General features: G+C 71.5%; 14 protein-coding genes. 8 read left to right on the forward strand and 6 right to left on the reverse strand.

The window, feature by feature from the left end; translation table 11 throughout:
* Window positions 1–107: 107 nt before the first annotated feature.
* Together M8542_RS17740 and M8542_RS17745 are read left to right on the forward strand one after the other, a co-directional pair.
* Window positions 108–1,424 carry a PucR family transcriptional regulator gene (locus tag M8542_RS17740; protein ID WP_257921277.1) on the forward strand — a complete coding sequence of 439 codons (1,317 nt, stop codon included), beginning with the start codon at window positions 108–110 and terminating at the stop codon, window positions 1,422–1,424.
* Between the two features lies 1 nt (window position 1,425).
* A complete protein-coding gene (locus tag M8542_RS17745) occupies window positions 1,426–1,914 on the forward strand; it encodes a MarR family winged helix-turn-helix transcriptional regulator (protein ID WP_257921278.1) in 489 nt (162 codons plus the stop codon).
* Here M8542_RS17745 and M8542_RS17750 read toward each other — a convergent pair.
* Window positions 1,911–2,234, reverse strand: coding sequence for a DoxX family protein (locus M8542_RS17750; RefSeq protein ID WP_257921279.1), 324 nt, complete (start codon window positions 2,232–2,234; stop codon window positions 1,911–1,913). The two genes, M8542_RS17745 and M8542_RS17750, sit on opposite strands and share 4 nt — an antisense overlap.
* Window positions 2,235–2,268: 34 nt before the next feature.
* On the reverse strand, window positions 2,269–2,490 hold the full coding sequence (locus M8542_RS17755) for a hypothetical protein (protein ID WP_257921280.1): 222 nt from the start codon (window positions 2,488–2,490) through the stop codon (window positions 2,269–2,271).
* A 295-nt stretch (window positions 2,491–2,785) separates the two neighbouring features.
* On the opposite strand from M8542_RS17755, the gene M8542_RS17760 reads away from it, so the two are divergent.
* Window positions 2,786–3,112 (forward strand): hypothetical protein, encoded by a 327-nt coding sequence (locus M8542_RS17760; protein ID WP_257921281.1) that lies wholly within the window; start codon window positions 2,786–2,788, stop codon window positions 3,110–3,112.
* Between the two features lie 31 nt (window positions 3,113–3,143).
* Here the strand turns inward: M8542_RS17760 and M8542_RS17765 are convergent, their stop codons facing one another.
* Both M8542_RS17765 and aceB read right to left on the reverse strand, forming a co-directional pair.
* Window positions 3,144–4,331, reverse strand: a complete 1,188-nt coding sequence (locus tag M8542_RS17765; protein WP_257921282.1) for a DUF6986 family protein — start codon at window positions 4,329–4,331, stop codon at window positions 3,144–3,146.
* On the reverse strand, window positions 4,332–5,909 hold the full coding sequence (gene aceB / locus M8542_RS17770) for a malate synthase A (RefSeq protein ID WP_257921283.1): 1,578 nt from the start codon (window positions 5,907–5,909) through the stop codon (window positions 4,332–4,334). It abuts the gene before it with no gap.
* Window positions 5,910–6,020: 111 nt separating this feature from the next.
* Here aceB and M8542_RS17775 point away from each other — a divergent pair, with 111 nt between their 5' ends.
* Together M8542_RS17775 and M8542_RS17780 are read left to right on the forward strand one after the other, a co-directional pair.
* Window positions 6,021–6,797, forward strand: a complete 777-nt coding sequence (locus M8542_RS17775; RefSeq protein ID WP_257921284.1) for an IclR family transcriptional regulator — start codon at window positions 6,021–6,023, stop codon at window positions 6,795–6,797.
* 16 nt (window positions 6,798–6,813) lie between these two features.
* On the forward strand, window positions 6,814–7,170 hold the full coding sequence (locus M8542_RS17780) for a hypothetical protein (RefSeq protein WP_257921285.1): 357 nt from the start codon (window positions 6,814–6,816) through the stop codon (window positions 7,168–7,170).
* Window positions 7,171–7,173: 3 nt separating this feature from the next.
* On the opposite strand, the gene M8542_RS17785 is transcribed toward M8542_RS17780, so the two are convergent.
* Window positions 7,174–7,674, reverse strand: a complete 501-nt coding sequence (locus M8542_RS17785; protein WP_257921286.1) for a GNAT family N-acetyltransferase — start codon at window positions 7,672–7,674, stop codon at window positions 7,174–7,176.
* Between the two features lie 46 nt (window positions 7,675–7,720).
* Window positions 7,721–8,992 (reverse strand): signal recognition particle-docking protein FtsY, encoded by a 1,272-nt coding sequence (ftsY, locus tag M8542_RS17790; RefSeq protein ID WP_257921287.1) that lies wholly within the window; start codon window positions 8,990–8,992, stop codon window positions 7,721–7,723.
* 223 nt (window positions 8,993–9,215) lie between these two features.
* On the opposite strand from ftsY, the gene M8542_RS17795 reads away from it, so the two are divergent.
* From M8542_RS17795 to M8542_RS17805, 3 genes are all read left to right on the forward strand, one after another.
* Window positions 9,216–10,388, forward strand: coding sequence for an anhydro-N-acetylmuramic acid kinase (locus M8542_RS17795; protein ID WP_257921288.1), 1,173 nt, complete (start codon window positions 9,216–9,218; stop codon window positions 10,386–10,388).
* A gap of 15 nt (window positions 10,389–10,403) precedes the next feature.
* Window positions 10,404–11,972: a sodium:solute symporter gene (locus M8542_RS17800; RefSeq protein WP_257921289.1), complete on the forward strand. Its 1,569-nt coding sequence runs from the start codon at window positions 10,404–10,406 to the stop codon at window positions 11,970–11,972.
* Window positions 11,973–12,057: 85 nt separating this feature from the next.
* On the forward strand, window positions 12,058–12,558 hold the full coding sequence (locus M8542_RS17805; RefSeq protein WP_257921290.1) for a DUF3455 domain-containing protein: 501 nt from the start codon (window positions 12,058–12,060) through the stop codon (window positions 12,556–12,558).
* Window positions 12,559–12,642 lie beyond the last annotated feature (84 nt).

Genomic DNA, 12,642 nt, shown 5'->3' on the forward strand with positions numbered 1-12,642 from the left:
GAGGGCGATAGACCAGTAGACGCCGAACCCGGTCCGGGCGGCAACGGCACCACGCATGAAACGCACAGGAGCCAAACCCCCGGCGTTTGTGCTTTCCTACAAGCCTCATGACGACCGTGAAAACTCTGCTCGGCCTGCCGGGCCTGCGGCTGCGCCCGCTGGCCGGGGCCGACCTGCTCGACCGGCCGGTGACGCGCATCTACGTCACGGAGCTACCCGACCCCGGACGGTACCTGTCCGCGGGTGAACTGGTGCTGTCCGGCCTGCTCTGGTGGCGGCGCCCAGGCGACGCCGAACCGTTCGTGGCCGCGCTGGCCCGGGCCGGCGCGGCGGCGCTGGCGGCGTCCGGCGCCGACTCCGGCGGCATCCCGGCCGACGTGACCGACGCCTGCGAACGACACCGGATCCCGCTGCTGGAAGTGCCCACCGACCTGTCGTTCTCGGTGATCACCGAGCAGGTGGTGCTGGCGCTCGCGGCCGCGTCGGAGAGCGCGCGCAAACGTTTGCAGGCCGCGGCGGACGCGCCCGTCGAGACGCTGCTGGAGCGCGCGTCGGCCGAACTGGGCCTGCCGTGCTGGGTGCTGTCGGGCTTGGGCCGGGTGGTCGCCGGGACGGCGCCGCTGCCGGTGGCGGCGGCCGACGTCATCCGGCGGCACGCGGCGAAAGAGGCCGGGTCGCTGACGGTGGTCCCGGTCGAGGGGCGGCACGCCGTGCCGTGGCTGATCGCCGTCGGCGGGCCGTTGAGCACCGCGCAGGCGGAGCTGGCCGAGGAGCTCGCGGGGCTCGTCGGGGTCACGCGGGCGCGTGCTGCCGCGCCCGAAGCCGAGTTGCCCGGCGAAGCGCGCGTTGTCGCGTTGCGGACCGAAGGCAGCGACGAGAGCGCGGACGTCCTGCGCGAGCTGCTGCCGGACGGCGTCCTGCTGGAGTCCACAGGGGACACTTCGTACGCGACGGGCCACTGGCCCGCTTCGGCGGTCACCGATCTGTCCACTGTGGAGCCGTTGCTGCGGGCGCCGCGGATCCTCTGCGGTGTCGGCGAACCCGGCGAGGCGCGGGAGGTCGCCGGGTACGCGCTGGCGGTGGCAGCCCGGCGCGCGGGCCGGGTCGTGGTGGTCCCGGCCGCCGAAGTCGACCCGCACCGGCTGCTGCTGGCGGGCGCCCCGGACGGCCTGCGCGCGGCGCTGCGTCAGCGCGTCCTCGGGCCGCTGCTGGCCTACGACGCCGAGCAGCACACCGACCTGGTGCACACGGTGCGGGTGTTCCTGGAGTGTTCGGGCTCGCCGACGCGCGCGGCGAAGGCGTTGCACGTCCACGTCAACACGCTGCGCTACCGCATCGGCCGGGCGGGCGAGCTGCTGGGCGCGGACCTGACGGAGTTCACCGACCAGCTCGACGTCTACCTCGCGTTGCGGACGGAGGAGTGAAGTGGACCCGGAGATCACGTCGGCCCGGCAGGCGGGTCACGACCCCCGCGTGCTGGCCTTCGGGCGGTTGCAGGGCGCGGCGAACCGGCTCGAATACCTGCTCGGGCGGGCACTCGAACGGGAATGCGGGATCACCCACCTGATGTACGAGGTGCTGCTGATCGTCGGCCGCGCCGGCTCGGACGGGCTCACCATGCGCTCGATCGCGCAGGAGCAGGTGCTGACCACCGGCGGCGCGACCCGGCTCGTCGACCGGATGACGGCGCTCGGCCTGGTGACGCGGACGGCGTCGCCGCGGGACGGGCGGGTGCAGCTCGTGCGGCTGACCTCGCACGGCGAGGAGACCACCGTGCGGGCCAGCCGGCTGCACGTCGAGAACATCGAGCAGTTCTTCTTCCGGCCGCTGCCGCCGGAGCACCGCGAGCGGTTCGCCGAGGACCTGCGGGTGCTGAGCCACTTCGCCCGCGACGCGCTCCCGCGGCTGCGTTAGAAGGTCGCGATCGCCAGCCCGAGGAAGACCAGCGGCGCGATGCCGCTGGCGAACTTGCGGGCCCGCACGTGCGCGACGATCGCGCCGACGTAGAAGAGCACCAGGCCGATCCCGGCGGCCACGCCGATCGGCCGGACACCGAGCAGGCCGAGGGTGAGACCGGCGGCGCCCGCGAGCTTGAGCGTGCCCAGCATCGGCAGCCAGCTCGGCGGGACGTCGACCGCTCCCGAGGTGGCCAGGACGAACCTGGCCTTGGCGAGGTCGGCGACGCCGATCGCGGCGTTCAGGACGATCGTGGTGACGATGACGGCGGTGTGCATGCCCTCCCGACGGGCGGGCCGCCGCGAAGGTGACCTACAGGAAGATCTTCACCAGCTGGTCGCGGCCGTCTTCGTCGCGGAGCAGCACCTGCTTGCCCGCCTTGAGCTCCGCGTCGATGAACTCGTAGACCTGCAGGGCGCGGTTGACGAGGTCGACCTTCTTGAGGCCGGTGCGGTCCTGCAGCTTCGCCAGCGCGTCGACGGCCTCTGCGACCAGCGCGACGTTCACCCGGCCGACCGGGTTCTCTTCACTCACCACCTCAGCATGGCAGAAAGACCACCGAAAACCCACACTTTTCGCAGTGAATCGGTGTTGCGCTCGCCCGTGCGGCGTTCTACAGTCGAAGACACCTGGCGCGGACCCGTTTTCATGCGAACGGGCCGAGCGATCGGGAAGCCGGACCACGCTTCCTCGCGGCAGGGGTCGGAGATGGCCGGCGCGCCCCTCGGGGGGAGGAGTACGCCGACGGTCACCGGGTCGCGGCCGAGAGGGCCGCACCTCACGAAGTGGTCCCTGCCCGCGGGCAGGCCAGGAAGGAACGGGCACGAGCATGGGTGCCGAACTCGAGCGCGCGGGCTTGCCCGCGGCTCACACAACCGAACCGGGGCCGGACGAAGTCCCCAGCCGGTTCGCACACGTCCGGATCGAGACGTCAGCGGTGACCGCCGAAGTGGCCGTGCCACCCGGCCAGACCCGCCGGCTGCTCGGCACCGTCCTGGACGTGCTGGTCGTGCTCGGAGCCGTCCTCGGCCCGGCGCTGACGCTGAAGGCCGCCGCAGCGGGGCTTCCGGCGTGGGTGGCGGGCGGGGCGATCGCGGGCCAGCTCGCCTTGCTGGTCCTCGTCGCCTTGGTCGCGCACCGGCCGGCTCGTGAGTAGCGTGAGGGAGCACTCCGCCCGGAGTGCTCCCTCAGCTCTCGCGCCGCGCGTACTTCTCCAGCTCCGGCCGCCCGAACGGCAGCTCGCCCTCGTCCAGCGCGCCACAGTCGAGCCCGCGCAGCAGGTACGCCGCGAGCGCCTGCGCCGTCGCCGGCTCGTCCAGCACTCCCCCGGCCACCTTCGACGCGTACGCCGTCAGCCGCTCGGCCGCCGGGGCGAAGCCCGACCGGTAGAACGTGTACGTCGCCGCGAACCGGGTCGGGAGCTGGTGCGGGTGCAGGTCCCAGCCCTGGTAGAAGCCGCGTTCCAGGGAACGCCGCACCAGGCGCTGGTGCTCGGCCCACGCCGAGGGCAGCGCGTCGCCGATCGGGAGCTTGTTCGTCGAGCCGTCCGACAACCGGACGCCCGTGCCCGCCGCCGCGACCTGCATCAAGCCCTTGGCCAGGTCGGCCGCCGGGTGCTCCATGCTCTGGTACGCCGCCGCGATGCCGAGGCCCGCGCTGTAGTCGTAGGTCCCGTAGTGCAGCCCCGAACAACGACCGGAAGCCGCCTGCACGATCCGCGCCACCGCCAGCGTGCCGTCGAGGTCCACAATGGACTGGGCCGTCTCGATCTGGACCTCGAACCGGAGCGTGCCCTCCGCGAGCTCGTACGCGGACTCCAAGCGGGCCAGCACTTCCGCGGCCACCGAGACCTGCTCGACCGCCGTCACCTTCGGCAGCGTGACGACGAACCCGGGCGGCAGCGGCCCGTTGTCCAGCAGCGAACCCAGGAACAGGTCCAGGGTGCGGATGCCGCGCCGGCGCGTCGCCGCCTCGAAGCTCTTGAAGCGGATGCCGCAGAACGGCGTCCCGCCCGTGGTGGCCAGGGTCTGCCCGGCCGCCCGCGCCGCCGCGTCCTCGACGTCGTCGGGCACGCGGCCGAAGCCGTCCTCGAAGTCGATCCGCAGGTCCTCGATCGGCTCGGTCAGCAGCTTCGCCCGCACCCGCTCGTAGCCGTCGGCGTCGAGGCCGAGCAGGTCCTCGTGCTCGACGAAGACCCGCATCGCCTGCTTGCCCCAGTCGGCGACCAGGCGCGTCCGGTACTGCGACGCCGGGACGTAGACGGTGTGCACCGGCTGCCGTCCCGGCCGCTCCCCCGGGTACGCCGCCGCGACCCGCGCGTCGGCCGAGGCCAGGCGCGCGTCCGCGGCGGCGTAGACGTCTTCGGGAAGCCGCACCTACTTGATCCGCTCGTAGGCGGGCAGCGTCAGGAAGTCGGGGAACTCGTCGGCCAGCGCGACCTGCTCGAACAGCTCCACGGCCGGCTCCAGCAGCTCCGGCTTGAGCTCGCCCGCCAGCTCGCCGCGGACCTCCGCCAGCACGCCGCGCACCAGCTCCGACGTCACGACGTCGCCGGTGTCGAGCGTGGTGCCGTTCTTGACCCACTGCCAGATCTGCGAGCGCGAGATCTCCGCCGTCGCGGCGTCTTCCATCAGGTTGTGGATCGCCGCCGCGCCGTTGCCGCCCAGCCAGGAGGCGATGTAGCGGACGCCGACGTCGACCGCGGCACGCAGGCCACCCGCCGTCGCGCCACCAGGAGTCGAGGCGACGTCCAGCAGCTGGTCGGCGGTGACGCTGACCTCGTCCCGGGTGCGCCCGAGCTGGTTCGGCTCGCTGCCGAGGACCTTGTCGAACTCTTCCTTGCACAGCTCGACCATGCCGGGGTGCGCGACCCAGGAGCCGTCGAAGCCGTCGCCGGCCTCGCGGGACTTGTCCGCGTGCACCTTGTCGAAGGCGCCCTTGTTGGTTTCGGGATCCTTGCTCGGGATGAACGCGGCCATGCCGCCGATCGCGAACGCGCCGCGCTTGTGGCAGGTGCGCACGAGCAGCTCGGTGTAGGCGCGCATGAACGGCGCGGTCATGGTGACCGAGTTGCGGTCCGGCAGCACGAACTTCTCACCCGCGTCGCGGAAGTACTTGATCACGCTGAACAGGTAGTCCCAGCGGCCGGCGTTGAGGCCGGAGGCGTGCTCGCGCAGCTCGTAGAGGATCTCTTCCATCTCGAACGCGGCCGGGATGGTCTCGATCAGCACGGTGGCGCGGACCGTGCCGTGCTCGATGCCGAGCGTCTTCTCGGCGTGGGTGAAGACGTCGTTCCAGAGCCGCGCTTCGAGATGGCTCTCCATCTTCGGGAGGTAGTAGTACGGGCCCTTGCCGCGCTTGAGCAGCTCAGCCGCGTTGTGGAAGAAGTGCAGGCCGAAGTCGACGAGCGCGCCCACGGCCTGGCGCCCGCCGAAGGAGAGGCCGCGCTCGGGCAGGTGCCAGCCGCGCGGGCGGACCACGATCGTGGCGTGCTCGACGTCATCCTTGAGCGCGTAGCTCTTGCCGCCGCTCTCCAGCGTGATGTTCTCGCGGATGGCGTCGTAGAGGTTGACCTGGCCGGACACGACGTTCGCCCAGTGCGGGGTGTTGGCGTCTTCGAGGTCGGCGAGCCACACCTTCGCGCCGGAGTTCAGCGCGTTGATGGTCATCTTGCGCTCGGTCGGCCCGGTGATCTCGACGCGGCGGTCACGCAGCGCTTCGGGCGCGCCGGCGACCTGCCAGTCACCCTCGCGGATCTCCTTGGTCTCCGGCAGGAAGTCGAGCCGGCCGGTGGTCCGGGCCTCCTCACGACGCTTGCCGCGCGCCTGGAGCAGCTCGTCGCGACGGCCGGCGAAGGCGTCGTGCAGGCCGGCGAGGAACTCGAGCGCCGCCGGGGTGAGGATCTCGTCGCCGCGCTCGACCGGGTCGCCCAGCACCTGGACTTCAGAAGACATGTGGAACACCTCGAGGGTTCGGATCTTTGGATAACGGCCCTACGGTTTTCTACCAGCCGGACTATAGTTTCTGCATAGCGGAAGCTCAACGCCGACGTAAGGAGGGCCACCGTGCCGGCGGAGAAGAACGGTCGCGACGGCGGCGTCCAGTCCCTGCAGCGTGCCTTCGAGCTGCTGGAACACCTCGCGGACACCGGCGGCGAAGCCAGCCTGTCCGAGCTGGCGACGCTGTCCGGGCTGCCGATGCCGACGATCCACCGGCTGATCCGGACCCTGGTCGACCTGGGGTACGTCCGGCAGAACACGAACCGGCGCTACGCGCTGGGCGCGCGGCTGATCCGGCTGGGCGAGAACGCGAGCATGCAGTTCGGCGCCTGGGCGCGGCCGCTGCTGGCGGAGCTGGTCGAGGAGGTCGGCGAGACGGCGAACCTGGCGGTCCTGGAGCGCGACGAGGTCGTGTACGTGGCCCAGGTGCCGTCGAAGCACTCGATGCGCATGTTCACCGAGGTCGGCAGGCGGTTGCTGCCGCACGGCACCGGGGTGGGCAAGGCGATGCTCGCACACCTGCCCGTCGCCGACGTGCGCTCGCTGCTTTCGCGGACCGGCATGCCCGCGTACACGGAGCACACGTTCACCGACGCGGACGCGCTGGCGGTCGAGCTGTCGCGGATCGCGTCGCAGGGCTACGCGCTGGACGAGGCGGAGCAGGAGCTGGGTGTCCGGTGCGTGGCGGTGGCGGTGCCGGGCGCGCCGGTGCCGGCGGCGGTTTCGGTGTCGGGCCCGTCGGGCCGGCTGACCGCCGAGGCGGTGGCGCACATCGCCCCGGCGGTGCAGCGGGTGGCGGACGCACTGGGGGCTAGCCTTTCCAGCGCGCCACTATCAGTGTGACCCTAGGTGATATCCAATGACTGAACGTGACCCCGCGGCGGAAGGCTCCGACCCCGCCGGTAAGGTTCCGGACATGGCCGGCCTCGAAGACCTCGAGACCCGGGTATCCGCATTGGAGGAGCAGATGCGGTCCACTCGGCAAGACGCCGCGGCCGCGCGCATCCTCGCCGGAACAGCAGATCGTGACGTCTCGGAGTTCAAGCAGACCTTGAATGCTCACACTCGCGCGCTCAACGCGGTGCGTGAGACGCAAGTCGAGGACCACGAGCGGCTCAACCGGCTCGAAGCCAAGGTCGACAGCGGGTTCACCAAGGTGAACATGGGCATGGAGCAGATCAGCCGGTTGCTCCAGCAGGTCATCGACAAGGACTGAACCTCACGTCAGCTCGCCGCGCAGGAGGTCCATCAGCAGGCCGTCGTGCCAGGTGCCGTCCGGCGCGCGCTCGTAGTCGCGCAGCAACCCCACCGGGCGGAAGCCCACCTTCGTGTAGACGCGGATCGCCGTCTCGTTGGCGGCCGCCGGGTCGATGGTCAGGCGGTGGTGGCCGGCCTCCAGCAGGTGCCGGGCCAGGGCGCGGATCGCGTCCGTGCCGACACCGCGGCCGTGGAAGTCCGGGTGCACCGAGATGTCGATGCCGGCGTGCCGGTACTGCGGATCGAGTTCTTCGCAGCTCTGGATCAGGCCGACGACGGTCTCGCCGAGTTCGATGGCGTAGACGGTGTAGCCCTCTTCGTCGTCGTACAGGCCTTCGGTTTCGTGGTCCGGGTCACCCCACCAGCGGGCGACTTCCGGCGTGGCGAGGATTTCGCGCAGCCGGTCCCGGTCTTCGGCGGTGATGGGGCGCAGGGTCACCAGGTCGCCCGCAAGGGTGGTCATGGAACTGAGATTCTCCGCCGCCACCACCCGGGGCGTCACGCGGTTTTCAGCCCAGCAGGGCGTCCACGAAGGCACCGGGCTCGAAGGGCGCCAGGTCGTCCGGCCCCTCACCCAGCCCGACGAGCTTCACCGGGACGCCCAGCTCCCGCTGCACCTGGAACACGATCCCGCCCTTGGCGGTCCCGTCCAGCTTCGTCAGCACGATGCCCGTCACGTCGATGACCTCGGCGAACACCCTCGCCTGCATCAGGCCGTTCTGGCCCGTCGTCGCGTCCAGGACCAGCAGGACCTCGTCCACCTTCGCCTGCTTCTCCACGACGCGCTTGACCTTGCCCAGCTCGTCCATCAGGCCCGTCTTCGTGTGGAGCCGGCCCGCCGTGTCGACCAGGACCGCGTCGACGCCCGTGTCCACGCCGCGCTTGACCGCGTCGAACGCCACCGCCGCCGGGTCCGCGCCCTCCTTGCCGCGGACGACCTCCGCGCCCACGCGCTCGGCCCACGTCTGGAGCTGGTCGGCCGCCGCCGCGCGGAACGTGTCCGCCGCGCCCAGCACCACCGTCTTCTCCTGGGCCACCAGGACGCGGGCCAGCTTGCCCGTGGTCGTCGTCTTGCCCGTGCCGTTCACGCCCGCCACCAGGACCACCGCGGGCTGCTTCTTGCCGTCGACGATGTGCGGCAGCGCCCGCACCGCGCGCTCGCTGTCCGTGGACAGCTGGGCCGTCAGGACCTCGTGCAGCACCTCGCGCGCCTCGGCCGACGACCGGATCGCGCGCCGGGACAGCTCGTCGCGCAGCCGCTCGACGATCTGGTTCGTCGTCGCCGCGCCCAGGTCGGCCATCAGCAGCGTGTCTTCGACGTCCTGCCAGGAGTCCTCGTCGAGGTCACCGGCGCCGAGCAGGCCCAGCAGGCTGGAGCCGAACACCGAACGCGACTTCGACAGCCGGCCACGCAGCCGCTCCATGCGCCCCGTCGCCGGTTCGATCTCCTCGACCACCGGGGTGGGCGCGGGCTCTTCGGGCAGCTTGACGTCGCGCACCGTGCGCTGCGCCGAATCGCGCGGCACGGCGGCGTCGTCGCCCACCGCGGGCTGGCCGTCGGTCTCCGGCCGGTCCTCGACCGGGTGCTCGGGCGCCTCGCCGCCGGGCGCGAGCGCGATCCCCCCGCTGGCCGCGTAGGAGCCGCCCTTCGGTTTCTCCTCGACCTCGCGCTGGGCGTCCAGGCTGATCCGGCGCTTGCGCGCGACCAGCAGGCCGGTCACCAGCAGGGCGACCAGCACGACGACGGCGATGACCACGAACAGGAACCAGGTGCTCGACACGGACCCATCCTTTCATCCGCGCCGCGACGGCCGGGACACCCCGTCCGCACAGGCAATTCGTAACGACGTTGGTCCCGATTGGGGCAAGACTTCACCACGTGGGTTGCGCCACCCCCTGGGCTGCACTAAACCCCTCCGGATGGGGACGCACAGTGTGACCCGGGGCTTCGCCCCGAGCCGGGGGCTCCGCCACCCGGACCCCCGGGAAAGCCATGGGTTCCGGGTGATCGGGCTGATATCGGGCACGTCGGTCGACGGCATCGACGTGGCCGCCGCCGACCTGCACGCGGAGGACGACACGGTCGTCCTGACACCGCTTGGCGAGCTCGAAATCCCCTATCCCGAACCCCTGCGCGAGAGCCTGCTCGCCGCGCTGCCGCCGAACCCGTGCACCGCCGGCGAGCTGACCCGCCTGGACACCGGCGTCGGCCAGGCGTTCGCCGAAGCGGCCGCGCGCGGCGTCGACGAGCTGGGCGGGGCGGACCTCGTCGCGTCGCTGGGCCAGACGGTGTTCCACTGGGTCGAAGACGGCGAAGCCCGCGGCACGCTGCAGCTCGGCCAGCCCGCCTGGATCGCCGAGCGCACCGGGCTGCCGGTGCTCGCCGACCTGCGCGCCCGCGACGTCGCCGCCGGCGGCCACGGCGCTCCCCTGGCCGGCACGCTCGACCAGCTGTGGCTGCGTGGCCTCGCCGAGGACACCGGCCGGCCGGTCGCCGCGCTCAACCTCGGCGGGATCGCGAACATCACCGTCGTCACCGCGGGCGAGCCGGCGCTCGCCTACGACACCGGGCCCGCCAACGCGCTGCTCGACCTCGCCGCGCACCGCGTCACCGGGGGCCGCAGCGACGTCGACGGGCGGCTCGCGCTCAGCGGGTCGGTGCGCTCCGACCTGCTCCTGCGGCTGCTCGCCGACCCGTACTTCGCCGCCGCGCCACCGAAGTCCACCGGCAAGGAGCACTTCAACGCGCCCTACCTCGACGCCGCGCTGCGCGACCTGCCGCCGGTCGACCCCGGTGACCTGCTGGCGACGCTGACCGAGCTCACCGCGGTGACCGTCGCCGACCAGTGCCTGCGCCACGGCGTCACGACGGTCATCGCCTCCGGCGGCGGCGTCGCGAACCCGGCCGTGATGGCGGCACTGGCGAAGAACCTGCCCTCGGCGGTGCTCAAGACCAGCGACGACCTCGGCCTGCCCGGCGCCGGCAAGGAGGCGTACCTGACCGCGCTGCTCGGCTGGCTCACCTGGTGCGGCGTGCCCGGTTCGGTGCCGTCCGCGACCGGCGCCCGCGGGCCGCGCCTGCTCGGCGCGCTCGTCCCCGGCGCCGGCCCCCTGATCCTTCCCGCCCCGCTGGGGGGCACCGTGACGCGGTTGCGAGTCTCGGAGAAGGCCGGATGAATGTAGGAGAAGTCCATGCGCGGTGTTGACCTCGCGATCATCGTGGTCTACCTGGCGGCGATGCCGCTGATAGGCGTGCTCGTCGGCCGGAAGCAACGGTCGGCGGCCGACTACTTCGTCGGCGAGCGCAGCCTCCCCTGGGGTGCGGTGATGTTGTCCGTGGTGGCCACGGAGACCTCGACGCTCACCGTGATCAGCACGCCGGGGCTGGTCTTCGGCAACGCGTTCCTGTTCCTGCAGCTGGCTTTCGGCTACATCATCGGCCGCGTCATCGCCGCGTTCGTGCTGCTGCCGCGGTACTTCCGCGGCAACCTCGTGAGCGCGTACGCGTTCCTGGGCAAGCGGTTCGGGTCCGGGCTGCAGGGCACGGCCTCGGTGACGTTCGTGATCACCCGGCTGCTCGCCGAGGGGGTGCGCCTGTTCGCCGGCGCGATCCCGATCAAGGTGATCCTGGGGCACTACAACATCCACCTGGACTACTGGGTGATCGTGGTGATCCTGACCGCGCTGACGCTGATCTACGCCTACATCGGCGGGATCAAGGCGGTCGTCTGGGTCGACGTCATCCAGCTGTCGCTCTACCTCGGCGGCGCGGCGGTCGCGGCGATCGTGCTGCTCAACAAGCTGCCGGGCGACTGGATGACCCAGGCGTCCGACGACGGCAAGTTCATGCTCGTCGACTTCACGAAGAACCTGCTGACCAGCCCGTACGCGTTCGTGACGGCGGTGCTCGGCGGCGCGGCGCTGTCGATGGCCTCGCACGGCGCGGACCAGCTGATCGCGCAGCGGCTGATGGCCACGCGCAGCCTGCGCGACGGCCAGAAGGCGCTCATCGGCAGCGGCATCATCGTCACCATCCAGTTCGCGCTGTTCCTGCTGGTCGGGGCGATGCTGTGGGTGTTCAACGGCCGCAAGTCGGTGGCGCAGCTCGGCCTGCAGAGCCCGGACGACGTGTTCTCCCGGTTCATCATCGACGACCTGCCGGTCGGCGTGTCGGGCCTGCTCATCGCGGGCGTGCTCGCTTCCACCATGGGCGCATTGGCGTCGGCGCTCAACGCGCTTTCGACGTCGACCGTGGCCGACCTCTACCAGCGCTTCACCAAGCGCGCGCCGGAGGATTCGAAGCTGCTCAAGCACGGTCGCATGTGGACACTGATCTGGGCGGTCGTGTTCGCGCTCTTCGCGTCGCTGTTCTCCACCACGAAGAACTCGGTCATCGAGCTGGGCCTGGCGATCACCGGGTACACCTACGGCGCGCTGCTCGGCGCGTTCGTGCTCGGCCTGGTGATCAAGAAGGCCCGCCAGCTGGACGCGATCATCGCGTTCGTCGCGACGGTCGTGGTGATGGCGTTCGTCATCCTCGGGCTGAAGTTCAGCGCGAAGACCGGCGGGCTCATCGGCATCGACTTCTCGAAGGCGGCCGGGGACAAGGTGGCGCTGGCGTACCCGTGGTACACGCTGCTCGGCGTGGTGATCACGCTGGTCGTCGGCGGGTTGCTGTCGCTGCGGCACCGCACGCCGGACCCGAAGGCGGCCGAGGCCGAAGCCGCCGGCGAAGCGGAAGCGGAGGTCCCCGCCGCCTGATTCTTCTGAACCGTTCCCGGCGGGCTCCCGTGTCGTCTTGCGGGAGCCCGCCGGGAAGCGGCGGGAGGATTTCGAAGGTGGGTTCATGAACCGGATGACGGTGGCGCTCGCGGTCGGCGCCCTGCTGGTCGGCGGCGCGGCGACGGCTTCGGCCAGCCCGGCGCCCGCGAAGGTGCCGGACGCGATCAAGGTCCCGGCCGGAAACCGCGCGCTGGCTTCGTACGCCGCCGAAGGCGTGCAGATCTACGGGTGCACGGCCGGGGCCTGGACGCTGATCCAGCCCGCGGCGGTGCTGTCCAGACACGGCAAGCCGGTGGCACTGCACAGCAAGGGCCCGGTCTGGACGTCCATTGTGGACGGAAGCACGGTCGGCGCGGCGGCGGCCGCTTCTTCGCCGCGCGAAGGCGCGATCCCGCAGCTGCTGCTCAAGGCGAACCTGAACACCGGCGACGGGATCTTCGGCAAGGTGACGTACGTCCAGCGGCTGAACACGCGGGGCGGGGTAGCTCCGGCCGGGACCTGCGCGGACGGCGCGCAGACCGCGGTCCGCTACTCGGCCGACTACACGTTCTGGGTCGCCGGCTAGCAAGCGCCCCAATGTGGCCTTGGTTGCGTCTGACGCACCCAATGTGGCCTTCGGTGCGTCAGACGCACCGAAGGCCACATTGGG

It is taken from the genome of Amycolatopsis iheyensis, assembly GCF_024703995.1.
GTDB classification, from domain to species: Bacteria; Actinomycetota; Actinomycetes; order Mycobacteriales; family Pseudonocardiaceae; genus Amycolatopsis; species Amycolatopsis iheyensis.